The organism is Actinoplanes lobatus, from assembly GCF_014205215.1.
GTDB lineage: Bacteria > Actinomycetota > Actinomycetes > Mycobacteriales > Micromonosporaceae > Actinoplanes > Actinoplanes lobatus.
Genome location: NZ_JACHNC010000001.1, coordinates 9017011 through 9039762 on the forward strand (window position 1 = coordinate 9017011; position 22752 = coordinate 9039762).

General features: G+C 71.0%; 20 protein-coding genes. 4 read left to right on the top strand and 16 right to left on the bottom strand.

Going from position 1 to position 22752, the window contains the following annotated elements; genetic code table 11:
• Window positions 1-211: 211 nt before the first annotated feature.
• The 8 genes from BJ964_RS41145 to BJ964_RS41180 all read right to left on the bottom strand — a co-directional run bounded on the left by BJ964_RS41145 (window position 212) and on the right by BJ964_RS41180 (window position 9382).
• Window positions 212-1432, bottom strand: a complete 1221-nt coding sequence (locus BJ964_RS41145; protein ID WP_188125718.1) for an MFS transporter — start codon at window positions 1430-1432, stop codon at window positions 212-214.
• Window positions 1429-2742: an ATP-grasp domain-containing protein gene (locus BJ964_RS41150; protein ID WP_188125719.1), complete on the bottom strand. Its 1314-nt coding sequence runs from the start codon at window positions 2740-2742 to the stop codon at window positions 1429-1431. The genes BJ964_RS41145 and BJ964_RS41150 overlap by 4 nt, the downstream gene beginning before the upstream one ends.
• The gene (locus BJ964_RS41155) at window positions 2739-3581 is read right to left on the bottom strand and encodes an alpha/beta fold hydrolase (protein WP_188125720.1); all 843 of its coding nucleotides are present in this window, start codon (window positions 3579-3581) and stop codon (window positions 2739-2741) included. The genes BJ964_RS41150 and BJ964_RS41155 overlap by 4 nt, the downstream gene beginning before the upstream one ends.
• A 14-nt stretch (window positions 3582-3595) precedes the next feature.
• On the bottom strand, window positions 3596-4798 hold the full coding sequence (locus BJ964_RS41160; protein ID WP_188125721.1) for a cytochrome P450: 1203 nt from the start codon (window positions 4796-4798) through the stop codon (window positions 3596-3598).
• Window positions 4799-4930: 132 nt separating this feature from the next.
• Window positions 4931-6028 carry an alpha-hydroxy acid oxidase gene (locus tag BJ964_RS41165; protein ID WP_203832567.1) on the bottom strand — a complete coding sequence of 366 codons (1098 nt, stop codon included), beginning with the start codon at window positions 6026-6028 and terminating at the stop codon, window positions 4931-4933.
• Entirely contained in the window at window positions 6025-6990 is a 966-nt protein-coding gene (locus tag BJ964_RS41170; protein ID WP_188125722.1) for a Fe(II)-2OG oxygenase family protein, read from the bottom strand. Before BJ964_RS41170 ends, BJ964_RS41165 begins: the two co-directional genes overlap by 4 nt.
• A 125-nt stretch (window positions 6991-7115) precedes the next feature.
• Entirely contained in the window at window positions 7116-8825 is a 1710-nt protein-coding gene (locus BJ964_RS41175; protein WP_188125723.1) for an acyl-CoA dehydrogenase family protein, read from the bottom strand.
• 11 nt (window positions 8826-8836) lie between these two features.
• Window positions 8837-9382 carry a PadR family transcriptional regulator gene (locus BJ964_RS41180; protein WP_188125724.1) on the bottom strand — a complete coding sequence of 182 codons (546 nt, stop codon included), beginning with the start codon at window positions 9380-9382 and terminating at the stop codon, window positions 8837-8839.
• 67 nt (window positions 9383-9449) lie between these two features.
• On the opposite strand from BJ964_RS41180, the gene lepB reads away from it, so the two are divergent.
• The gene (gene lepB / locus BJ964_RS41185; protein ID WP_188125725.1) at window positions 9450-10079 is read left to right on the top strand and encodes a signal peptidase I; all 630 of its coding nucleotides are present in this window, start codon (window positions 9450-9452) and stop codon (window positions 10077-10079) included.
• A gap of 70 nt (window positions 10080-10149) precedes the next feature.
• Here lepB and BJ964_RS41190 read toward each other — a convergent pair whose 3' ends face one another.
• A complete protein-coding gene (locus BJ964_RS41190) occupies window positions 10150-10785 on the bottom strand; it encodes a hypothetical protein (protein ID WP_188125726.1) in 636 nt (211 codons plus the stop codon).
• A 613-nt stretch (window positions 10786-11398) separates the two neighbouring features.
• On the opposite strand from BJ964_RS41190, the gene BJ964_RS41195 reads away from it, so the two are divergent.
• On the top strand, window positions 11399-14107 hold the full coding sequence (locus tag BJ964_RS41195; RefSeq protein WP_188125727.1) for a PAS domain S-box protein: 2709 nt from the start codon (window positions 11399-11401) through the stop codon (window positions 14105-14107).
• A 96-nt stretch (window positions 14108-14203) separates the two neighbouring features.
• Here the strand turns inward: BJ964_RS41195 and BJ964_RS41200 are convergent, their stop codons facing one another.
• The 3 genes from BJ964_RS41200 to BJ964_RS41210 all read right to left on the bottom strand — a co-directional run bounded on the left by BJ964_RS41200 (window position 14204) and on the right by BJ964_RS41210 (window position 16317).
• Window positions 14204-14692: a hypothetical protein gene (locus BJ964_RS41200; protein ID WP_188125728.1), complete on the bottom strand. Its 489-nt coding sequence runs from the start codon at window positions 14690-14692 to the stop codon at window positions 14204-14206.
• Between the two features lie 105 nt (window positions 14693-14797).
• The gene (locus tag BJ964_RS41205; protein WP_188125729.1) at window positions 14798-15988 is read right to left on the bottom strand and encodes an MAB_1171c family putative transporter; all 1191 of its coding nucleotides are present in this window, start codon (window positions 15986-15988) and stop codon (window positions 14798-14800) included.
• A complete protein-coding gene (locus BJ964_RS41210) occupies window positions 15979-16317 on the bottom strand; it encodes a hypothetical protein (RefSeq protein ID WP_223149700.1) in 339 nt (112 codons plus the stop codon). Before BJ964_RS41210 ends, BJ964_RS41205 begins: the two co-directional genes overlap by 10 nt.
• Window positions 16318-16527: 210 nt before the next feature.
• Between BJ964_RS41210 and BJ964_RS41215 the strand changes: the two genes are divergently transcribed.
• Together BJ964_RS41215 and BJ964_RS41220 are read left to right on the top strand one after the other, a co-directional pair.
• Window positions 16528-17562: an FAD-dependent monooxygenase gene (locus BJ964_RS41215; protein WP_188125731.1), complete on the top strand. Its 1035-nt coding sequence runs from the start codon at window positions 16528-16530 to the stop codon at window positions 17560-17562.
• Between the two features lie 147 nt (window positions 17563-17709).
• A complete protein-coding gene (locus tag BJ964_RS41220; RefSeq protein WP_188125732.1) occupies window positions 17710-18849 on the top strand; it encodes a hypothetical protein in 1140 nt (379 codons plus the stop codon).
• A gap of 25 nt (window positions 18850-18874) precedes the next feature.
• Here the strand turns inward: BJ964_RS41220 and BJ964_RS41225 are convergent, their stop codons facing one another.
• From BJ964_RS41225 to BJ964_RS41240, 4 genes are all read right to left on the bottom strand, one after another.
• Window positions 18875-20188 (bottom strand): DUF6114 domain-containing protein, encoded by a 1314-nt coding sequence (locus BJ964_RS41225; protein WP_188125733.1) that lies wholly within the window; start codon window positions 20186-20188, stop codon window positions 18875-18877.
• Window positions 20179-20784, bottom strand: coding sequence for a DUF6230 family protein (locus BJ964_RS41230; RefSeq protein ID WP_188125734.1), 606 nt, complete (start codon window positions 20782-20784; stop codon window positions 20179-20181). Before BJ964_RS41230 ends, BJ964_RS41225 begins: the two co-directional genes overlap by 10 nt.
• A gap of 12 nt (window positions 20785-20796) precedes the next feature.
• Complete coding sequence (locus tag BJ964_RS41235) at window positions 20797-21612, bottom strand: oxygenase MpaB family protein (protein WP_188125735.1); 816 nt, start codon at window positions 21610-21612, stop codon at window positions 20797-20799.
• An 86-nt stretch (window positions 21613-21698) separates the two neighbouring features.
• Complete coding sequence (locus BJ964_RS41240; protein ID WP_188125736.1) at window positions 21699-22700, bottom strand: nitronate monooxygenase; 1002 nt, start codon at window positions 22698-22700, stop codon at window positions 21699-21701.
• Between the last annotated feature and the right edge of the window lie 52 nt (window positions 22701-22752).

The window sequence follows — 22752 nt, forward strand, 5'->3', positions numbered from 1 at the left end:
CGGGGGCGGCCGTGACCGGCGGCACGTACGGAAGTGGTGGTCGGCCCGGTCCGCCCGGGCACCGATCTGCGCCCGGCGGGCGCCGCACAGGCCGGAGCGGGCAGCGAGATCGCGCCGACCGGACGGGACGGCCCTGAAAAGGCGGGACGAGGACACGCGTACAAGAGAAAAGAGCCGAAAGCGAAACGCGGACCTCGACCATGAAAGATCTCTACAGGGCCGACATCTGCCGGACCGGTTCCGGGCGGTCCGTGTGGGCGCGGCGGGTGAGCAGGCCCAGGGTGAGGGTGCTGCCGACCATGACCGCGCCGGCCAGCAGGAACGGCACGCCCAGGCCCAGCGAGTGGGCGATCGCGCCGCCGCCGATCGCGCCCAGCGGCAGTGAGCCGAAGCCGATCAGCCGGTAGATGCTGGTGACCCGGCCCATCAGGGCGTCCGGGGTGATGCTCTGCCGCAGCGAGCGGCCGACGATCGAGAAGGACACCCCGCAGAATCCGGCGAGGAACTGGAGGACGCCGATCAGCCACACCGAGCCGGTGAGCGCGATGCCGGCCGTCGCCAGTCCGGCCACCAGGCTGGCGGCGATCATCGTGGGGACCCGGCCCAGCAGCCGGACGGTGTGCGCGACCGCGGCCGCGCCGGCCAGGCCGCCGACGCCCGCGCAGGTCAGCAGCAGGCCGTAGGTGCCGCCGCTGAGGTGCAGCTTCTCGACCACGTAGAGGACCAGGGTGGCGTTGGCGGCGGCCACGCCGAGGTTCATGGCGGCCGCCCACACCGCCTGGGTGCGCAGGGTCGGCTCCCGCAGCAGGTAGGTGAGCCCTTCCCTCGCCTCGGCGGTCAGCGACTGCCGGACCGCGGGCTCGGCGACCCGGCCGGGCACCCGCAGCCGGGTCAGGAAACCCCAGCTGGCGGCGAGCGTGCCGGCGACCGCCACGAACGGGGCGATCGGGTTCCAGGCGAACAGCACGCCGCCGGCGGCGGGGCCGGCGAAGTCCTCGCCGACCGACTGGGAGGCGGTCAGCCCGGCGTTGAGTTTCTCCAGCCCGGCGTCCTGGACCACGACCGGGGTGAGCGCCTGCACCGCGGTGTCGGCCGCGAGTTCGGCGGTGCCCAGCAGGAACGCCGCGACCAGCAGCAGCGGCAGGGTGGCCCGGTCGACGGCGACCGCGGCGACCAGGACGAGCATGAGCGCCAGCCGGATGAGCTGGGTCCGGCGCAGCAGCCGCACCCGGTCGAACCGGTCCACCACGGCGCCGACGTGGAAGCCGAACAGCAGGTGCGCCGCGGAGAGGGCTGCCGCGACGGCGGCGACACTCACCGGGTTCCTCGTCACGTGCACGGCCAGAAGGGGCATGGCCGCGTAGCGGATGCCGTCGCCGAGGCTGGACGCCGCCCCGGAGGCGAACAGGTAGGTGGACGGCTGCCACCTCACGATGCGACCCAGACCGGCGAGGGAGCGTACCCGGAGAAGGGGTTGATGTTGATCGTGCCGGTGTTGTTGACGGCGTAGCGGCGCAGCACCGCCACCGCCGTGTTCTCCACGATGAACACGCCGTTGACCGACGGGGTGACGGTGCTGGTGACGTTGGCGCGCTCGTCGGTGAAGGCGACCGGCAGCGGATCCGGTTCGAAGAGCTCCTGCACGATGTACGGGTGATCGCCCGCCCCACCGCGCACACCGGTGGCGAGGACCTCGGCCCACACCTCGGCGGACACCTCCCGGCCGACGGTGACGCCCTTGCCGGCGTGGCCGCGGACCGGTTTCACGATGAGCCGGTCCTTCTCCCGCTCGGCCCACGGCAGCAGGTCGACCTCCCGGCCGGCGTAGATGGTCCGGCGGGATTCGATGATCCGCGTCCACGGCACGTGTTCGGCCAGCCGGGCCCGCAGCGACGGCGCGATCCCGGTCGCGCCGGAGAGCACCGCGAGGGCCGCCTTGGACGCCAGCACCTCGGCCCGGTAGCCGGTGAACAGGCCGACCTTGCCGCTCTCGGCGATCCGGAACAGGGTGTCGAGGACGGCGAACTCGTCGTCGGCGCCCGGTTCCGGTGACTCGAAGTAGCGGTAGATGACGCTGACCTCGCGGCCCTCGTGCCGTACGCCGTCGTCGGAGAGTTCCAGGTCCTCCAGCGCGCAGTGCACCGACGCGATGCCGTGGCGGCGCAGTTCGCGGGCGAACAGCTCGTACTGCCAGTCGACCGGCCCGGCGGCCTGCTCGTGCCGCCAGTAGCAGATGGCCACCATGCCGCCGAACTCGCCGAAGCTCTTGGTGAGCCCGGAGAGCAGGCCGTGCATGGCCACGGCGGGCCGGGCCAGGTTCGCCTCCGGCGGCAGGAAGGCGGTCTGCGCGCGGGTGATGATGTCGTGCAGGCCGAACAGGCCGGCCGGCGAGTCGCCGTTGATCTCGATGACGACGGTCCGGCCGCCGGAGGAGATGACGTCCGGGCGGGCCACGGTGGACCAGTTCTGGTACGGCTGGCGGGTGAGGAACCGCAGCTCGGGCGGGGTGGCGCGGCACAGTTTGGCCATCCGGAGCACGTCGCCGTCGCAGATGTCGCGCAGCACCGCGTCGAGCCCTTCGAAGACGGTCTGGCAGGCCCGTTCGAGCCGGCGCACCTGCTCGGCGCTCTCGATCGGCGGTTGGAAGATCAACCGCTCCTTCGCGTACGGGGCGGACAGTTCCCGCAGCTCGGCGGTGGCGTCCCGGAACCGTTCGACGGTCGGCGCGACGAAGCCGGTCATGACCCCTCCGTGAATTTGCGGATCAGCGCGTGGGTGGCGTCGGGCGCGTCCCAGATGGCCTGGTGGCTGGCGCCCGGCACGACGTGCAGTTCGCCGGTCCCGGCGGGCAGGCTGTCGACGGTCTCGGCGGCCACCTCGTACGGGATCAGCGGGTCGTACTCGCCGACCAGCACCATCACCGGGCGGCGGGCGGCGGCCAGGTCGGGCCGCAGGTCCAGGCCGGACAGCTGGGAGATGAACCCGGCGTTGATCTCCGGCGTGCTGATCCGGTTGCGGACCGCCCGCTGGTAGTCCTCGTCGGGCGCGCGGCGGATGGCGAGCGGCCCGCACACCTCGGCCCATTCGCGTTCCGCCTCCGGCGAGTGGTCGGTGAGCGAGCGGCGCATCACGTCGGCCGCCCGGTCGCCGCCGAGCACCCGGTGCCGTTCGACGATCTCGTCGTGGCTGGCCTGGCGGGCGCCGGTGCCGATCAGGATGGCGCCGGCGAGGGTCTCCGGGTGGCGGGACAGGAACCGCTGCACCACGAATCCGCCGAACGAGGTGCCGAGCAGGTACGGGCTGGGCAGCCCGAGGGTGTCGATGAGCGCGGCGAGGTCGTCGGCCCACACGTCGAGGTTCCAGTCGGCCGGCTCGCCGCGGTCGCTGCGGCCGTGCCCGCGCAGATCCGGGACGATCACGTGGGCGTAGCCGACGGCCGGCCGCATGGTCAGGCGCAGCATGCCGCCGTCGATGCCGGGGCCACCGTGCACGGCGATGATGTCGGGCCGCCGCTGCCCGTCGGAGTATTCGTCGCCCAGCGTCGTCACGTGCAGGCGTACGTCTCCGGCCCGAACTCGCATGTGCTTGTCCTTCCTCAGTCGGTGCGGGCGACGCTCAGCGCCAGGCCGCGCGGGTACATCGTGGAGTCGGTGTCGGCGGTGACCACACCGGACACATCCTCCATCCGGAACCGCCGGAACACCTCCACCGCGGTGGTGAGCTGCGCCTTCGCCAGGTGGGTGCCGACGCACCAGCGGGGTCCGCCACCGAACGGCAGGTACGCGCCGGCCGGCAGCCGGGCGCCCGCCCAGCGGTCGGGGCGGAACGTCTCCGGGTCGGGGAAGTGGCGTTCGTCGCGGTGGATGGCGTACGGGCTGATCATGAGGGCGGCGCCGGCCGGGAACCGCCACGGGCCGCTGACCTCCTCGGCGTGGGTGGCGCGGTGCATGAGCCAGGTCGGCGGGCGCAGCCGCAGCACCTCGTCGACGATGTGCGACGGGTCGCCGGTGGGCGCGTGGACGGCCAGGGCGTGCAGCAGCCAGGCGTTGGCGGCGGCCGGGACCAGGCGGGAGGCGATGGTGGCCGACACCAGGATGCGCACCAGCGGGTCGGTGGGCACGCCGGCGTCACGCAGGATCGCGATCAGGCCGCCGTCCGGTGGCCGGTTCACCAGCGCCCGCAGGGCCGCGTCCAATCGGTGCTGGGCCCGGTCGGCGCGCCGGCGGCGGGCGGTGAACCGGTCGAGGAACCAGGGCAGCTCGAACGACGAGCGGACGATCGGGTTGAGGGCGCCGAGCAGGTCCGCGACCAGGGCGGAGAGGCCGTCGCGGGTGTGCCGGGCGGTGCCGGGGCCGACGCACAGGCGCAGGAACGCGTCGGTGCTCAGGTGCACGAGCGGCGGCATCGGATCGCCGGTACGCCCGGCGGTCGCCCAGGTGTCCATGAGGGTGGTGAGCTCGCCGTCGTACCAGCGAAGGTGTTCTTCGACGAGGCCGCCGGAGAGGGCCGACAGCATGGTGCGGCGGGCGTGCATCCAGCTGTCGAGGGCGTCCTCGCCGCGGCGGCTGTCGGTGGGGCGCCAGGCGCGGTCGCGGTCCATCAGGAAGTCGCGGTTGGTGCGGCGCAGCACGTCGTGGGCGATCTCGCCGTCGCTGATCAGCACGGTTCCGGGGCTGAGCTCCACCACCGGCCCGTAGCGGCGGGCGGCGCGCAGCACGAAACCGGCGCGGTCCCGGTCGTAGTCCTCCAGCAGGTCGGCGCGGGACAGCCCGGCCTGCACCGGCGGTGCGACGCTCACCGGCCGCCCTCCCATCGGGGTGTTACGAGGGGGCCGGAACCGCTCGGGTGGTTCCGGCCCCCTTCATCGATCAGTGCCAGGGGTACGCGCCCGCGAGGGCCTTACGCGCGAAGCGCGCCTTGATTCGCTGGATCATGCAGAACACCTCCACTCTTCGTCGACAGTGATTTCCGTGGCGGTACGGACCACCAGGTCTGTGGGGACGTCGCGCAGGCTGTCCACACCGAGCTGCCTCGCCACGTCCAGGAGTTCCTGCCGGAGCACGTCGATCACGTGGAACACGCCGTCCTCGCCGTCGGCCGCCAGGCCCCAGACGTACGGGCGGCCGATGCACACGGCCGTGGCGCCCAGCGCGAGCGCCTTGATCACGTCGGCGCCGCTGCGGATGCCGCCGTCCATCAGTACGGGTATCCGCCCGGCCGTGGCGGCGACGACGCCGGGGAGTGCGTCGATCGCCGCGACCGTGTCGTCGAGTTGCCGGCCGCCGTGGTTGGACACGATCAGCGCGGACACCCCGCGGGCGGCGAGTTCGCCCGCGTCGGCCGGGTGCAGCACCCCTTTGACGACCACCGGCAGCGCGGTCCGCTCGCGGATGAAGTCGAGCTGCTCCCAGGTGAGCGGCCAGCGTGGCAGCCGGGTGTCGGGTGGCACCCAGCCGTCGGAGAAGCCGCTCTCCCGGTGGATGCCGAACCGCACCTCCGGCGGGGTGGCGAACCCGGCCCGCAGCATGGCGAGCCGCCGCGACGGATGGCTGTTGTCGACGGTGACGACCAGGGCGCGGGCGTCCAGGGACTCGGCGAGCCGGATCGTACGGGTCACGTCGTCCCGGCTGCCGTAGCAGTACAGCTGGAACCAGAACGGCCCCTGCCCGGCGATGTCGGTGAGGCTGTGGTGGCTGTCGTTGCTGACGATCGGCAGCACCCCGGCCCGGCGTGCCGCCCGGGAGACCGGCAGTTCGGCCTCCGGGTGGAACAGCCGCAGCGGGCTGGTCGGCGCCAGCAGCACCGGCAGGGTGGACTCGAATCCCAGCACGTCGGCGCCGGTGCCCGGGTCGGCCACCCCGTTGAGCGGGCGCGGCCGCAGTTTCCAGCGGCGCAGCGCGGCCTCGTTGTGGCGGACGCCGTCGTCGCGGCCCGCGCCGCCGGCCAGGTAGGCCCAGCGGGCGTCGTCGAGGGCGGTCCGGGCGGCGCGCTCGAAGTCGTCGAGGTTCAGCAGGCGGTCGGTGATCATGAGGCCACCGCCTCGGCGAGTGTGCGGATGCCGGCGCTGTCGGGTTCGAGCCCGTAGCGGGACATCAGCCGGGTCACGTCACGCAGCACGTAGGTACGCAGCAGCCAGCGGTCGCGGGCGTCGTAGCGGGCCGCGAACGAGTCACGGCCGTGCAGGCAGCGGCTGTTGGAGAAGGCCACCAGGCTGCCGGGACCGAGCCGCACATGATGCGCGACGCTTTCCGCGGACTTCAGGAAATCGGTGACCGCGGCCCGGCGGTGCGGATTCTCGGCAACGATGGAACTGTGCCAGCGAATCGTCGGCCAATCGATTGATCCACCGATCGGGACGACGTCGTCGATGACGCTGGCTTGCGAGAAACTTTCCGGGGCGGCGATCCGGAAACGCTGCCCGCGCAATTCTCGAACAGTCTCCGGACGGCATCGGAGAATGGCGTCGGCGATCCGGACCAGCCGGGTCGCGGGTCGCGGCTCCGGACTGCGGACCCCGTAGAGGACCACGAAATCCGGGCGGATGTCGTGGAAGGCCACCTCGGTGTGCAGCGACAGGTCCACCGCCGAGGACGCGTTCGACTGGGTCGCCGCGCCCTCCGGACGGGGCCGGACGTCGTGGACGAGGTCGCCGTCCTTCTCCGCCCGGTACCCGTACTCGTGGCCGAGCCGCCGGGTCACCATGCCCAGCCAGGTCCAGCCCAGCACGGGTGCGGCGGGCTCGTCGGCCGGCAGGCCGTGGACGACGACCGCGTCGGCGGCGCCGTCCCGCAGCCGGTCCAGCGCGTCACGGACCCGCTCCGGCAAAAGCGTGTCGTTCAGCGCGGCGAGCCGGAAATGCTCGTCGGTGTCCCGGCGGTCGGGATGCCCGGAAACGCGGCCGACGACCTGTTCCCGTGCCCGCCGCGCCATTTCCGCGGCCTCGGAAACGGAGATCGATTCCGTCAGCACACCGCTCGGTGATGCGGTCACGCCCTCCACCTCCCTCGCATTTCCGTTTTCCCGTTGCCGAGAACGTTACGGATTCGAGGAATAGCGGGGCAATACCGAACGGCACGGATAGGGGTTCTTGATCGAGAACCCCTATCCGCCGATTGTCAGGGGCGCATCTCGTAGGCGCCGACCAGGGCGAGGACCTGATCCCAGACGGCCGCGTCGCGCTTCTCGTCGGTCACCGGGCGGCGGACGTGGGCCAGCGCCCAGGCCGCCTGCGCCTCGGTGGTGGCGGCCTTGCCGTGCAGCTCGGTGGCGTAGGCCGAGAAGTCCCGGACCAGGATCGCGAAGATCTCGTCCAGCAGGTCGTCGTCCACTCCGGCCGGTCCGGCCTGCTCCAGGATCAGCTGTCCGTAGACGATCAGCGCGAACAGGTGGCCGATCGCGAGCAGGAAGTCCAGGTCCTTCTGCTGCTCCTCGCTCGGGGCGTGCTCCCGCAGCAGCGCGCAGAACCCGTCGGCCTGCTCCCGGAACCGGGCGACGTTCGGGATCGCGGCGGCGGCGTCGTACGCGGTCCGCCAGTCGTGGAAGCGGATGGCGCCGAGCCCGCGCGCCGGGCCCTGCCGGAACAGGAACTCGTCGTCGGCCGGGTCGTGCCGCGTCGCGACGGGCTCGTAGGTGGCCGGGTTGAACAGGTAGTTCGGCATGAACTTGAGGATCAGCGCCAGGTTGACGTGCACCGTGCCCTCAAGTTTCGGCAGGCCACGGATGTCCATGGCGGCCTTGTCGAAGTAGGTGTCCGCCTCGAAGCCCTTGGCCGCGATGACGTCCCACATCAGGTCGACGACCTTCTCGCCCTCGGTGGTGACCTTCATCTTCGTCATCGGGTTGAACAGCAGATAACGGCGGTCGTCGGGGCCGGCGCTGCGGAAGTAGTCGACGGCGCGGTCGCTGAACAGCTTCATGGCGACGAGCCGGGCGTACGCGTCGGTCAGCTCCCGCCGCACGTGCGGGAACGCGGTGACCGGCTTGCCGTACAGAATGCGCTGGTGGGCGTGGGTGACGGCCTCGTACATGGCGTGCTCGCAGATGCCGATCGCGGCCGTACACAGGTTGAACTTGCCCACGTTGACTGTATTGAGTGCAGCATCGAATGCACTCTTGCCGGTGTGCAGTACATCTACTGCATTGACTGGATAGTCAATCAACTCGAACGTGCTGACGTACATCTGCTTGTTCACGACGTTCTTGATCAGGTGGTAGTTCTCGTGCCGGCTGTCGGCGGAGAAGAACACGTACCCGTCCGGGCCCTCGACGTCGGAGCGGCGGCCGAACACCGACACCAGCCCGGCCACGTTGCCGTTGCCGATGTAGTACTTGGTGCCGCTCGCGGTGAACCCGCCGTCGCCGGTCGGCGTGAGGATCATGTCGGTGGCGTAGATGTCGGCGCCGTGGCCGCGCTCGGACAGCGCGAACGCCATCACGTGACCCTCGTCGAGCAGCTCGGCGGCCCGCTTGCGCTGGACCTCGTTGGCGCTCTGCCACACCGGGCCGAGACCGAGAACGGTCACCTGCCACGTGTACCAGTAGTCGAGCCCGTAGAAGCCGAGGATCTCGCTGAGCGCGGCGTTGCGGGCGGTGTCCCAGCGCTTGTCCGGGTTGCCAGCCGCGTCGGCGGCCGGGGTCAGGAACGTCGCGAACAGGCCCTCACGTGCCGAGAACTCCAGGAAGTCGTCGTACCAGCTCCGGTCGATGTAGCTCTTGACCAGCGCGTTCTTGCCGCGTTCCTCGAAGAAGGCGACCAGCGCGCGCAGCAGCCGGCGGCTCTCGTCGTCGAGGTGCGCGGGGTCGTAGGTGTTGGGGTTGAGGAGCACAGGGGTTCCTTTCAGAGTGCTCGGAGCGTGTGGAGGACGTCGTCGAGCCAGTCGAGCAGCATCCGCTCGTAGGCGATGCCGCCGCGCAGGACCACGTGCTGGAGCCGCTGCCCGACATCCAACGCGCCCGGATCCGGAAAATCCCGCTTTTCGCCATTCAGGTAGGTCGCGAGCAGCGCCTCGTGCTCGGCCCGGTACCGCGTCACCTCGGCGAGCAGGTCGGCCCGCCCGGCCCCGTCGGTGAACGCCGCGCCCCGGATCTTCACGGCCAGCTCGTGCCGCACCGCCTCCGGCTGCACCGGCGCCCGCAGCCACTCGGCGAGCGTCCGCCGGCCGAGGCCGGTGACCGAGAAGCTGCGCTTGTCGGGCCGGCCGTCCTGGCCGATCTCCTCGGCCACCACCCAGCCGTCCGACTCCATCCGCCGCAGCACGCGGTAGATCTGCTGGTGCGTCGCGGTCCAGAACCGGCCGATCGAGCGCTCGAACCGCCCGGCCAGCTCATATCCGGACCCGGGCTGCTCGAGCAGGGAGACCAGGATCGCGTGTTCCAGCGCCATGCCCGCATCTTGCTATGCAACTCGTTTCATAGCAAGCGGCCCCTTCGGGCCGATAAGATCCCCTTCGATGTACGGACGTCCGCCGCGCATTCGTGGCCTCGCACTGGCCGCCGGGCTGATCCTGCTCCTCGGCTCCGCCGGGCTGTTCCTGACCCGCTACCGCGTCTACGCCGTACCCAGCGCCTCGATGAGCCCCGGGATCGAACCCGGCGACCGCATCGTCGTGGACACCTGGTCCCAGGATGCCGCCCGCGGCGACGTGGTGCTGGTCGACGGCGAAACCCGCCTGGTCAAACGCGTCGCGGCGATCGGCGGCGACGTCGTGGCCTGCTGCACGGCCGACGCCCGGGTGACCGTCGGCGGAACCCCCGCGGCACAGCCCCCGGCGGCCGGCAACGAGCCGTTCTCGGTGGCGGTCGCCCCGGGCCGGCTCTTCCTGCTCGGCGACAACCCGGGCGTCTCGGCCGACTCCCGGGCCGCGGCCGTCACCACCGACGAGTCCGACGGCGACGGCACCGTGGCGGCCACCACGGTCGGCGGGCGGGTCGTGGCGGTGCTCGCCCCCGGTGAGCGCGGGGGCCTGCTGCCGGATCGTGCGGGGGCGGCGCTTCGCCGTACCTCTTGGGGTGCTCTCGCCGGAATCGCCCTGCTGGCCGCCGCCGGCCTCCTCGCCCTTCTCCCCCGCCGGGCTTCTTGAGATCTTTCGTGGCTTCCTGATTTCGTGCCGTGCCGCGACGCCGGGTATGAGCCCGATCAACCTCAGCGGCTCACAACAACGCCTCGATGATCTTGATCGCTCGTTCCTCGTGGTCGGCGTAGGCGTCCGGCTCTGCCGATCGTTGTACGGCCTGCGCCGCGTCGCCGGGGCTCTTGGACTCCCAGCCGGACACCTTGACCAGCCGCTCGTAGAAGGCACCAGCGGCGTAGCGCGGATTCATCAGCTGCGCAACGCTGCCCCAGCCCTGACTCGGACGCTGCTGGAAGACACCGAGCGAGTCGAAGTTGTCGCCGCTTCCCTCGTTCGGCCGGTCGAGTGAAGCCGGGACCGAGGGGTTGGCCAGGTTGCGCAGGCTGGACTCCTGCAACCCGGTCATCATGGCCACCAGCATCGCGCGGCGGGGAAGACCACGCTCCTGAGCGACCCGCACGATCACCGCGGCGTTGTTCATCTGCGTCTGGTTGAGGCCCGTCACCGGCCGCGGTGGCCGAGAGGGGGTCGACGAGCGGCTGGGAACCGCTCCGGACCCGGAAGGGACCGGCGTCGAGGGGACGCGATCTCCACCTCGCGTGGCAGCGCTCGTCTTCCGCGGAAGCGCGGCGTCGATCGCGACCGGCTCCGTGGTCGGCTGTTCGGCGCCGCTGACCACGATGATCGCGCCCACGGCGGCCGCGACGAGGCTCATCGCCGTCAGGAAAGCCATCGTGCGGCCCGATCGCCGGCTTCGGCGCCGGCCTTTCCGGTGACGCCGTGCCGACCAGTCCGTCCCGTACATGTCCGGCCGGGATCCGGACCGCCGGTGCGCTACGTCGCCCGGCCTGCCGGCCGTCGACCACGCTTCGCCGTCACCGGGCTGGATGTACGCGACGCGTTGACGCGGAACCGAAGGCCGGGCCGGCGGAACCCCGCCCGGTCGTCGATACCGTGCGGGTTCGGCCGAATGCTCTGCGTCAGGCGCGCGATCACCACGGGCTGTTCGATCGGATACTGCCGGATGATCCGAGAACGCCGGCGCCACGAACGCGACCACCCTTCCGCAAACAACTGGTCTCTGCCTGGCATTACGGAGGTCCGATGGTCGGCGGATCAAAGCCGCGACGATCAGAAGCCGACGCCGGCGGCGCGGGGCGAAGCACCCTGGTGATCCAGCGGGGGTCACCCGGATGGGTTCTGGACACGCGAGGTAGTCGAATTGAATGATTTGCGCGGTCAGATGCACCGGATCTGGGCGTGACAGCTGAACCGCTCCGCGACGACGTGGATGGCTGGGGGTCCCGTGGCCGGAGGGATGGTCCGAGATGGGGACGTGGTCGGACGACGGCGCGAGCGGGTTGCTGGAGGCCGCCCCGGACGCGATCGTCGGGGTGTCGGCCGATGGCCGGATCGTGCTGGTCAACGCTCAGGCGGAGCGCCTGTTCGGCTACGACCGCAGTGAGCTACTCGGCCAGATGCTGGAGTTGCTCGTGCCGGAGAAGGCCCGCTCCCTGCATCCTCATTGCCGGGAGCGGTACCTGGACGATCCGCAGCACCGGCCGATGGGCGCGGGTGTGCGGCTGGCTGCCCGGCGTAAGAACGGCAGCGAATTCCCGGCCGAGATCTCGCTGTCGGCGTTCGGCACAGGCGACAGCCGTCTCGTCGTCGCGGTGGTACGCGACGTCATCGACCGCGCCGGGGCGGAGGCGAAGTTCCGTGGCTTGCTGGAGACCGCACCCGACGCGATCGTCGGGGTGGACGAGAGCGGGCGGATCGCCTTGATCAATGCGCAAGCAGAGCGCATGTTCGGATACGACCGGCGAGAACTGCTCGGTCGGCCCATGGAGATCCTGGTCCCGGCCGCCGCCCGCGAGCGCCACCCGCACCACCGGTCCCGCTATCTGTCCGATCCGGTGCCCCGGCCGATGGGCGCCGGCATGGAACTGGCCGCCCGGCGCCGGGACGGCAGCGAGTTCCCCGCGGAGATATCGCTGTCGGCGATCGACACCGAGGACGGCACGTTGGTATCGGCGGCCATTCGTGATGTCAGTGAACGCCGCCGCGCCGCCGAGGCGCGCAACCGGCTGGCCGCGATCGTTCAGTCCTCTCACGACGCGATCATGGGCAAGACCCCGCAAGGTGTGATCACCAGCTGGAATCCGGGCGCCGAGCGGCTGTACGGGTACACCGCCGAGGAGATCATCGGCCGGGACGTCACGCTGTTGTTCCCGGCTGGGCAGGAGGCCGTCGAGAGCAGGCTGCTGGACCAGATCCTGAGCGGCGAGCGGGTGGAGCAGTATCAGACCGAACGCCTGCGCAAGGACGGCAGCGTCATCACCGTTCTGCTGAGCATGTCGCCGATCGCCGACACGGCCGGCAACATCGTCGGTGTCTCCTCGGTCTCCCGCGACATCAGCGAACGGCAACGGGCCGAGGCGAAGTTCCGGGGCCTGTTGGAGGCCGCCCCGGACGCCATTGTCGGGGTGACGGCCGACGGCGCGATCGCCCTGGTCAATGCGCAGGCCGAGCGGCTCTTCGGATATGGGCGCGACGAGCTGGTCGGTCAGCCGATCGAGATCCTCGTTCCCGAGGGTGTCCGCGCGGCCCATCCTGGCCACCGCCGGCAGTACTTCGCTCATCCTCGGCCGAGGCCGATGGGCGCCGGCATGCCGCTGGCCGCCAGGCGTAAGGACGGCACCGAGTTCCCTGCGGAGATCAGCCTCTCCGCGCTGGAGACCGAGGACGGGACGCTCGTCTCGGCGTCGATCCGCGACGTCACCGACCGCCTGGAGTTGCAGGCCGAGCGGGAGCGCCTGACCGCCGCCGCCGAGCGGGAACGTCTCGAGGCCCAACTGCATCAGTCCCAGCGCCTGGAGAGTCTCGGCCAGCTCGCCGGCGGCGTGGCCCACGATTTCAACAACCTGATGGCGGTGATCCTCAACTACACCGCCTTCATCGAGGAGGAGATCGTCAAGGCCGCGCAGGCGGGTGACCCCCGCTGGAAGGCGGCTGCCCAGGACATCGCCCAGGTCCTGCGTGCCGGGAAACGCGCTACGGCGCTCACCCACCAACTGCTCGCGTTCGGCCGCCGCGAGGTTGTCCGCCCGCGGGTCCTCAACCTCAACGACGTGGTCACGGAGGTCGAGCAATTGCTGTGCCGGACGCTGGGCGAGCACATCCAGTTGACCACTGTTCTCGGCGACGGCCAGTGGCACGTCCTCGTCGACCCTGGGCAGATCGAGCAGGTCCTGGTCAACCTCGCCGTCAACGCCCGCGACGCGATGCCTGACGGCGGTGTGCTGCGCATCAGCACCACCAACGAGGCCGTGACGGAGCAGAACGCCAGGCCGGGACTGCGACTGGGCCGCTACACGAAGCTTCAGGTCACCGACACCGGCACCGGCATGCCCGCCGAGGTCGCCGAGCGAGTCTTCGAACCGTTCTTCACGACCAAGCCCAAGGGCGAGGGATCCGGGCTCGGGCTGGCCACCGTCTACGGCATCATCGCTCAGGCAGGCGGGCACGCTGAAATCCGCTCCAGCCCTGGGACGGGCACCGAGTTCACCGCGCTCTTGCCGGCCACCGACCAGACTCCCGGCCCGGCCGACCAGCCCGCTGCCCCGGGCTACATGCGGCATGGCGGCGAGTGCGTCCTGCTCGTCGAGGACGAGGAGGCGTTGCGCGAGGTCACCCGCCGCATCCTGGACCGCAACGGCTACGAAGTGCTCACCGCTGCCGACGGCCCCGAAGCGATCAGACTCGCCGAGAACACCGACAAACGAATCGACGTACTGCTCACCGATGTGATCATGCCCCATATGCTCGGCAAGGAACTCGCCACCACCATGCAGGATCTACGCCCCGGTATCCACGTGCTGTACATGTCGGGCTACGCGCAGCCGGTGCTCGCCTCCCAGGGCACGCTGGATCCGGGCGTCACCCTGGTCGAGAAGCCGTTCTCCGAGTCCGACCTGCTCCAGAAGATCCGCCAGGTGCTCGACAGCACCCCGGCAACCAGACCGGAGCGCTGGTAGCCGGTCGGCATGAGAAAGGTGCCGTTGCGAATTCCACGGGGGAAGAACTCGCAACGGCACGGTGCGATCAATTTAGACTCTTCCGGTAAGACCTGTCTATCTCGCTGTTTGATCCGGCTCGCCCCCGGCCGTCTCGCTCGCCACCTGGTCGAGGATGTCGAGCATCTGCAGCACCTGTCGGCGCACCGCCGGAGTCAGGTCCCCGGCCCGCATCGCGATCATGCGGACCTGCCGGTCAGCGAGCTTGTCGCGTAGCTCCCGTTCCTCCCGGTCCTCCTCGATCGGGTCGCCCTCCCCGAGCAGGAAGCCTGCTGTGATCGGCGGCGTTCCGGCGGGCCGGCGCTCGTCGAAGAACTTGGCTATCGCCTTCAGCACCGACACGGTCGGGTTGGCGTTGGCGCCCGAGCGCAGTGTGGCCAGGTAGACACGGGACACCGTGGTCGAGTGCGAAGGGTCGTCGGTGATCGCGGCGGCGACCTGGGGCGTCGAGTACTCCCGTGCCCGGCCCCGGTCGTCGACCCAGGTGACGGTGGCGAACAGCTGGTTCAGCCGGGCTGCGACCGTGGTTTCCGGGTGGTCGGACATAGGACGAGGCTCCTAACAGTCATCTCTGGTTAACCGTTCGACGTCGGGGCGACTTGCCCGAGCGGTATCTGTTAACTATAGTTTCGCCTCGATGGAAGTAGGGACCTAGGTGGCGCGGGCCCGATCTGACCGATCACGGGGCGGCTCAGACCGGATCCGCGCCACCTCCCGGGCGATGTCGGCGAGCAGGCGCGCGTCGCTCTCCAGGTCGTCGCCGCCGGGCACGAGGACGGGTTCGGCTTCGACGACCGGGCTCTCCGTGCGCTTGGCGCGCAACGCGCCGTGGATCAGCAGGGCCCAGACTGCCGGCTCGGACCCGGCCGGGACCCGGCCGGTCCGGGACCTGTCGTAATAGGGGGCGAGCTGCACGAGCCCGTCGCGGATCTCGATCACCCGGCGGTAGAAGCGGTAGTGGACGCCGCCCGAGCCGAGCCGTCCGGACCACGAAGTGGCCGGCACCCGGCCGAGCGTCAGGTGCGGGAACTCCTCGTTCATCAGCGACCAGAGCGGCTCCAGCTCGCGATAGCGAAGCCGATGGGCGCGCCGCAGCGGCCACGCCGCGAGCATGCCGCTGAAGGCGGCGTGGCTGACACCGACCACGAAGGCGAGCGCGCCGATGCCGACCCCGGCCAGGTAGACGATGTTGAAGACGTCGGCCAGGACGGCCGGCGGCCCGGTCACGAACTGGAGCACGGACAGCAGCGACTTGGTGGCGTCGGCGACCAGGAACGCGCCGACCGCCAGACTGATCACCAGCAGGCTGCGGCGCAGCCGGGCGGTAGCGGCCACCCGGACGTACGCGATCGACCAGCGCAACGACTGCGAGTGGGCGTACGCCATGTAGCCCAGCACCGCGACCACGAACACGGTGGCGTGCGGGTCCGTACCGTTGGTGGCGCCGGCCGGATCGGCGCGCACCACGGCCGGCGCGAGCGCCCAGGCGCCGACGGCGACAAGGATCCCGGCGGTCAGCGGCACGGCCTGCCACCGTACGGCGTGACGAGCGGCCGGACCGCGAACCGAGTACGTGAAGAACGCCAGCAGGAAGTAGGCCGCGGCCATCGTCCCGACGTTGATCACCACCTTGCGTACGCCATCACCGGCGTTGTCGAGCAGCGGCCCGAGCGGCGGCAGGTTGACCGTGAAGGTCAGCGTCGCGCTCACCACGCAGGCGCCCAGCGCGCGCAGCGGAAGATCCTCCGGCGCCCGCCAGAGCTGGAGCATCTTGTTGAACACGGCGATCCAGAGCGCGGCGGCGATGCCGGCGAGCAGTACCGGGGCCATCGCTACAGCCATCCCTGGTGATGCGACAGTGACGAGTCGATCCGCTCGACGGGCGGGTCCGCGGGCGGGCCGACGGGCCGGCGCAGCGGGTCGAGCACGCTGGCCCACTCCAGGATGATGGTGGCGATCAGTTCCGCCTCCCGTTCGTAGTCGGAGTCGTAGCAGGTGCGGCGCAGCGACCCGGTGGCGCCGGAGGGCGCCGGCGTGCCGCCGTCCCGATGGTCGCGGTCGTCGCTGGGATGCTCGGCGATGATGTGACCGATCTCGTGCAGAATGATGTGATCCTGGTGCGGACGGGTCGTCTCGCTCTGATAGAAGATGACGTCCATGGATTCCGTCATGAACCACAACCCGAACGGTCCCGGCACCGTGATCGGGTGGGCCACCAGACGGATCGGCCGACCTCGGCGTTCGGCCAGCCGCGCGCACAGTTCACGTACATCCAGCGGCGGCCGGATATCGAGTTCCCGCAGCATCGCCCGGCACCGTTTGCGTAGCCTGCGATCGTTCATCCCGAATCCGTTCACGACCGCGAAGGATATCGAACATTGATGACGAGGGTTCTCATCGTCGGCGGCGGAGTCGCCGGCGCCGCCACCGCGCTCGCCCTGCGACAGGTCGGCATCGCCGCGACCGTCTACGAGGCACACGAGTCCGGGGGCGACGACGCCGGCGCGTTCCTGACCGTGATGGCCAACGGCATGGCGGCCCTCGACACGATCGGCGCCGCGCAGGCCGTGATCGACGCGTCGTACCCCGCTGCGGCGGTCGAGTTGTTCGACGCCTCCGGGAACCATCTGCAGCATCGGGCGATCGAGGGTCCTGCCCGCACGCTGAGCCGGGCCACCCTCTACCGCGTGATGCAGGATCTGGCGATCGACCGGGGCATCCCGGTACTGCACGGCAAACGCCTGGTCGCCGCGGACGCCACCGACGGCGGCGTCATCGCGCGCTTCGCCGACGGCGACGTCGCAGAGGGCGAACTGCTGATCGGTGCGGACGGCATCCACTCACGGGTCCGGCAGCTCATCGACGCCGCGGCGCCGACGCCGCGGTACACCGGCCAGCACGTGGTTTACGGGTACGCCGCGGGCAACCCGGCGGGCGGCGCCCCCGATGCCTACCACATGGTCTTCGGCAGCCGGGCGTTCTTCGGCTTCACCGCCCCCGGCGACGGCCGGACCTGGTGGTTCGCGCGGATCCCGGGGGACAGCGTCCCCGGTGGGACGACCGTCGAACAGTGGCGCGAACTGGCCCTCGCGGCGGTCCGTGACGACGCCACCCCGGCGGCGGCGATCGTCGAGGCGACCGGCACGGACGTGGTCGGCGGCGAATCCTACGACATCCCGACGACGCCGAACTGGCACAACGAGCGCATGGTGCTGGTCGGCGACGCCGCGCACGCCGCCTCGCCGGCGGCGGCGCAGGGCGCATCAATGGCGCTGGAGGACGCGGTCGCCCTGGCCACGGCGATGCGCGAGCAGGCCGATCTGACGGCGGCGCTCACGGCGTACGAGAAGAAGCGTCGCGCCCAGACGGAACAGACCGTGGCTGCCAGCGCTCGGATGGGCCGCAATTCCGGCTGATCGCCCGGACACCTCGAGGTCGGGTGCCCGCCACGGTCGGGCATCCGATCTTGTATGCGCGATCGGGATTCTGGACCTGCCGTTGCCGGATCCAGTGCCGGACGGTGCGCAGTGGATCGAGGCGTACCGGTGGTGGGCGGGGGCACGGTGAGCGAGTACCAGTACTACGAGTTCGTGGCGCTTGACCAGGCTCTGACGGCGAAGCAGCAGGGTGAGCTGCGGGCGGTGTCGTCCCGGGGACGGATCACGTCGTCGAGTTTCGTCAACGACTACCAGTGGGGCGACCTGAAGGCCGATCCGGCAAAGTGGATGGAACGGTACTTCGACGCGCACCTGTATCTGGCGAACTGGGGCACGCGGCGGATCATGCTGCGGTTGCCCAGGGCGGCGCTGGCCCCGGAGACGGCGGAGGCGTTCTGTGTCGGCGAGTCGGCCGGCTGCTGGACGACCCGTACCCATGTGATCCTCGATCTTCGTAGTGAGGACGAGGACGGTGACGAGGAAGGGTGGGACGAGGAAGGGCGGCTCGCGGCGATCGCGCCGGCCCGGGCGGAGCTGGCCGGCGGTGATCGGCGGCTGCTGTATCTGGCCTGGCTGCTGTGTGTGCAGAACCGTGAGTTGGGCGACGACGAGCCGGAGCCTCCGGTCCCGGCCGGGCTGGCGAAGCTGAGCGGGCCGTTGCGGGCCTTGGCCGACTTCCTTCGCCTCGACCCCAACCTGCTGGACGTGGCGGCATCGGTGAGCCGGCCGTTGACCGAGAAGGAGCCTTCCGCCGCCGTGTTGCGCAGCTGGGTGAAGGGCCTGCCCGTGGCGGACAAGGACGAGGTGCTGCTACGGGTTCTGCGTGGTGAGGCCGGGTTGCTGCGGTCGGAGTTGCTGCGGCGGTTCCACGGTGTGACGGACGAAGAGCATTCCGGAGCAGGGCGGACCGCCGGGGACCTGCTCGCCGCCGCCGAGGATCGCTGGGCTGGGCGGCAGCAGCAGATCCGGAAGCGTGAGGCGGCCGAGCAGAAGCGTCGTGAGGAAGCGGCGGCCGCGGCCCGTGAGCAGCGCCTGGACAAGCTGGCACGGAACCCGGTCCGCGTTTGGGATCAGGTGGACGAGCTGATCGCGACGAAGCGCCCGAAGGACTACGACACGGCGGTCACCCTGCTGCTGGATCTTCAAGCGCTGGCGGTACGGGAAGGCGAGATCTTCGAGTTCGCGCAGCAGATGATCCGGCTACGGGAGCGGCACGCCCGTAAGCCGAGCCTGATCGACCGTTTCGACCGGGCCCGGCTCGACTGACTCGGCCCCGTTCGCTGTCGAAATCTCAGTCGGGCCGGGTGGCGCTGCCGCCGGAGCGGACTTCGGCGGACAGGTCGCTGCCCCGGACCGTGCCGGCGCGGATGAAGACCTGGCCGGCCTTGACGTCGTTGCCGGAGAAGGCGGGCAGCCAGATGTTCAGGGGCAGCCAGGTGGGGATCAGGTCGGCGGTGATCTCGACCGGGAGCAGCGGGACGTTCAGGTACGGGACGGTGATCAGGCCGCCCAGGTGGGTGGCGTAGATGTCGACGTCGTCGATGTCCAGGTCGATGCCGAGTTCCAGGCGGGCGCCGGGGTCGGTGGTGCGGATCCGGTAGTTGCCGGCTTTCAGGTTGTCGGCGTGGAAGACCAGGGCCTTGACCGTGCCGTCGCCGGTGGTGGGCAGGTCGACCGTGCCGCGGAAGGTGAAGCCGGTGGCCGTCAGGGTGTCGGCGGCCACCTCGGGGACGTTCCTCCCGTACCGGATCTCCAGCAACTCGCCGGGGTTCGCCATCGCCGGCGCGGCCGTGACGGACGCCGACGCGGAGGCCGAAGGCGACACCGATCCCGACGGGGACTTCGAAGTGGAGCCGCTCGGCGACGGCTGCGGCGGTGTGGAAGTGGGGGTGGGCTGCGACGGGCTGGTTGACGGGTTCGGGCAGGCCAGCCAGAGCCGTTCCGGGATCCACCAGGGGCGGGTCGCGCCGGGCACCGGGACGCAGGACACCTCCGGAGCCGCCGCCCGCGCAGCGGCCGCGGGACGGTGCGCCGCGACCGTTGCCACCAGGCTCGCGGCCACCACCACCGGCAGCGTCACCATGAGGTTGGTCCATCGGCCCTGGGCCGGTGCACGGTGCGAACCGTCCGGCCGGCCGGGCCGATTCCGCTCCGGCCCGGCCGGCGTGACGGCATCGCGCCGCGGAGGCGACGGCTCCTCGCCGGCCGGGCGCGGACCGGGGCGCCAGCCGAAGCCCATCGCGGCGCCGAGCAGGGCGAGCAGGGCGCCCAGCCCGCCGCCGCCCAGGTTGGTGGTCACCACCGAGACCAGGGCGCAGATGGCGGCGACCACCGACACGAAGGCGCGCTGGGCCGGGGCGAACCAGAGGAACAGCCCGGCCAGGACGAGGATCGCGCCGATGGCGACGCCGGACACCGCCGCCATCCCGACGTGGATCATGACGGGGAGCGGGGCCAGCGGCAGGGCGGTGATCACCGTGCCGCCGAGCAGGAGGGCGGCGCCGCCCCAGAACGGGCGGGTCCGCCGCCAGCGCCGGAGGGCCGGGCGGGCGGGGACCCGTTCGTCCACGCGGTTGCTGAGCTCGCGGAGACCGGTCAGAAGCATTCGTCCACACCGGACGTGACGTTGACCTCCAGGTCACCGGCGAGCTCGATGGTGGCGCCGTTGGCTGACCACGCCGTACTGCGTACGTCCTCGGTTCTGAGAGACCCGGCCTGGAGGCCGAACCGGCCCGCCGGGCCGGACACCCCCGGAACCCGGTCCAGGGTGGACGCGTCGCGGCCGGCTTCGACGTCCGTGACGACGCCGCCCCCGCCGAGCAGCGAGTCGGCGTCGGCGACCACGTTGGTGCCGGTGATCGCCTCGGTGGTGCCGCCCAGGACCTTGAGCGAGATCTTGCCGACCACCGGCACGTCGACGACCGCCGAGGTGCAGACGTCGCGCATGCTGGCCCGGCCGACGCCGGCGAGCATGACCGGGTGGTGGGTGCCGTCGACGCTCTGGACGGTGTCGAGGTAGGCGGCCACGTCGGTGCCCTCGACGCTGCCCGCGCGGACCTTGATGTACTGGCCGGAGACCCCGAACGAGGCGGCCAGCGCCCCCTCGGCGATGCCGACGGTGAGACCGCCGAGGACGGCCAGGGAGGGAAGCAGCAGCCAGCAGGCCCGGCCCCAGGAGGTACGCCCTTCGTCTGCGTTCATTCTCCAGCTGTCCTATCGGCCGTCGGCGGTCAGGGGGTTGCGCCGCCGGGCCAGCCGTCGTCGCAGGTCGTTGAGGTAGTAGTCCTTCACCACGTCGCGCAGCCGCAGGGGCAGGCGTGGATAGACGACCTTGGTGGTGGCGAGGAACCCGTCGAGGATCCGCTGCCGCCCAGGTGACCAGGTGTAGCCGAATCCGGCCCGGATCGGCTCCGGCAGCAGCCCGATGGTGACCAGGCGGTTGAGCGGTTTCGCGGGGCGCAGGACGGCCGGGATGTTCTTCGGTCTCATGAGCGCGGCCGCGATCTCCCGGGCCTGGTCACTGACGTGGAGCGTGGTGACGGTGCGGTGCCAGTACGCGTCGAAGGTGGCGCGGTCGGCGGGCCAGGCGTCCTCGGGGCAGCCGATCGAGGTGGCGAGCACCGCGTACTGGCGGTAGCACTCGTCCAGTTCGGACGGGCTGAGCGGCACGAATATGCGCTGGTAGAGCAGGATCGCGGTGTCGTACAGGGTGGCGTTGACCCAGACCTGGAGGTCGGGGTCGTCGGCGTGGTAGCCGGGGCCGGTCACCCTGCGGTGCATCCCGGCCACGGCGCGGCTGATGGCCCGGCCCTCGTCGACGGTGCCGAACAGCACGCCGAAGATGTAGCTCATCGTGGTGCGCAGCCGGTCGAGGGGGCGTTCGGCGAAGTTGCTGTGGTCGTACACGCCCGCGGCGACGCCCGGGTGTGCGATCTGTAGAAGCGTGGCGCGGCCGCCACCGGCGAGCAGGAGCCCCTCTCGGGCCACCCGCCGAATGACAGCGGCGTCATCGAAGAGACCGTCGTCCATGTCGAGACGGTAAACTCTTATTAACTTGTTGTGAAGAGTGCCGAGCTTATCGCGCGATTATTCGTCTTTGACAACCGGCAGGCTGGTTAACTTAGTGACTGGATGATGTCCGCGGCCGGAGCCGGGCGGGCCGCCGCGAAGCCGGTACCGGCCCACAGGTTGAGCGCCCCGGCATCGCCCTGCTCGGCGGCCGCCGCCCGGATCGGCGCGGTCAGATGATGAACGGCCGGATAGCCGACCGGAGCGACCGCCGAATACTCGTCGGTGAACCGGTTCCGCAGCGCCCGCGCCGGCTGGCCGGTGAACGCCCGGGTCACCACGGTCTCGTGGGCGCCCGCGGACAGCATGGCGGCACGCTGCGCCGGCCGGGTGCCGGCCTCCTCTGCCAGCAGGAACACGGTGCCCGCCTGCACCGCGGCCGCGCCCGCCGACAGCAGTCCGTGCACATCCGACGCGGATCCGGTGCCACCCGCCACGATCACCGGCACATCCGTCACCGACCGGATAGCGGCCAGGATCTCTGGGGCCGTCGTGACGCCCCGGTAGGTGGCCGGGCTGGTCGTGGAGGCGTGGCCGCCCGCCGTGCCGGCCTGGGCGATCAGCAGGTCGGGGGCCACGGCCAGGGCTGGAGCGGCTTCCGCCGCGGACGTCACGGTCACCGCGACGAGGCTTCCGGCAGCCTGCAACGCGGCCACCACCAACCTGTCCGGTACGCCGAACGTGAAGCTGACCAGCGGTGGCGCGTACGCGGTGGCGAGGTCCACCTTGGCGTCGAAGTGGTCGTCGTCGCGCAGGCGCAGCGGGGGCAGGTCCACCCCGTACCGGTCGGCCTCGGCCTGGAGCAGGCGACGGTAGCGCTCCAGGGCGGCGACGTCGGACGGCGGGCGCGACGGGACGAAGATGTTCAGCCCGTACCCGATCCCCGCGGACCGCACCGCGCGCAGGTCGTCCTCCACCGCCTCCGGCGTCCGGTATCCGGCGGCCAGCAGGCCGAGGGCACCGGCCCGCCCGGCGGCGATCACCAGAGCAGGGGTGGACGGGCCGCCGGCCATCGGGGCGACCAACAGGGACGGGATCGGAGCACGCATCCGCCGACCCTATTACGCCTGCTCAACACCGGGTCAACGCCCGCAGGCAGCC

Coding starts and splice junctions, on each gene's coding strand:
- BJ964_RS41190 (WP_188125726.1), bottom strand. CDS start 10,785: ATGAGCCTCGTCGCGGCCGCCGTGGGCGCGATCATCGTGGTCAGCGGC.
- BJ964_RS41180 (WP_188125724.1), bottom strand. CDS start 9,382: ATGGCGCTGGAACACGCGATCCTGGTCTCCCTGCTCGAGCAGCCCGGG.
- BJ964_RS41215 (WP_188125731.1), top strand. CDS start 16,528: ATGACGAGGGTTCTCATCGTCGGCGGCGGAGTCGCCGGCGCCGCCACC.
- BJ964_RS41210 (WP_223149700.1), bottom strand. CDS start 16,317: ATGACGGAATCCATGGACGTCATCTTCTATCAGAGCGAGACGACCCGT.
- BJ964_RS41155 (WP_188125720.1), bottom strand. CDS start 3,581: ATGCGAGTTCGGGCCGGAGACGTACGCCTGCACGTGACGACGCTGGGC.
- BJ964_RS41195 (WP_188125727.1), top strand. CDS start 11,399: ATGGGGACGTGGTCGGACGACGGCGCGAGCGGGTTGCTGGAGGCCGCC.
- BJ964_RS41165 (WP_203832567.1), bottom strand. CDS start 6,028: ATGATCACCGACCGCCTGCTGAACCTCGACGACTTCGAGCGCGCCGCC.
- BJ964_RS41235 (WP_188125735.1), bottom strand. CDS start 21,612: ATGGACGACGGTCTCTTCGATGACGCCGCTGTCATTCGGCGGGTGGCC.
- BJ964_RS41225 (WP_188125733.1), bottom strand. CDS start 20,188: ATGCTTCTGACCGGTCTCCGCGAGCTCAGCAACCGCGTGGACGAACGG.
- BJ964_RS41150 (WP_188125719.1), bottom strand. CDS start 2,742: ATGACCGGCTTCGTCGCGCCGACCGTCGAACGGTTCCGGGACGCCACC.
- BJ964_RS41200 (WP_188125728.1), bottom strand. CDS start 14,692: ATGTCCGACCACCCGGAAACCACGGTCGCAGCCCGGCTGAACCAGCTG.
- BJ964_RS41205 (WP_188125729.1), bottom strand. CDS start 15,988: ATGGCTGTAGCGATGGCCCCGGTACTGCTCGCCGGCATCGCCGCCGCG.
- lepB (WP_188125725.1), top strand. CDS start 9,450: ATGTACGGACGTCCGCCGCGCATTCGTGGCCTCGCACTGGCCGCCGGG.
- BJ964_RS41230 (WP_188125734.1), bottom strand. CDS start 20,784: ATGAACGCAGACGAAGGGCGTACCTCCTGGGGCCGGGCCTGCTGGCTG.
- BJ964_RS41240 (WP_188125736.1), bottom strand. CDS start 22,700: ATGCGTGCTCCGATCCCGTCCCTGTTGGTCGCCCCGATGGCCGGCGGC.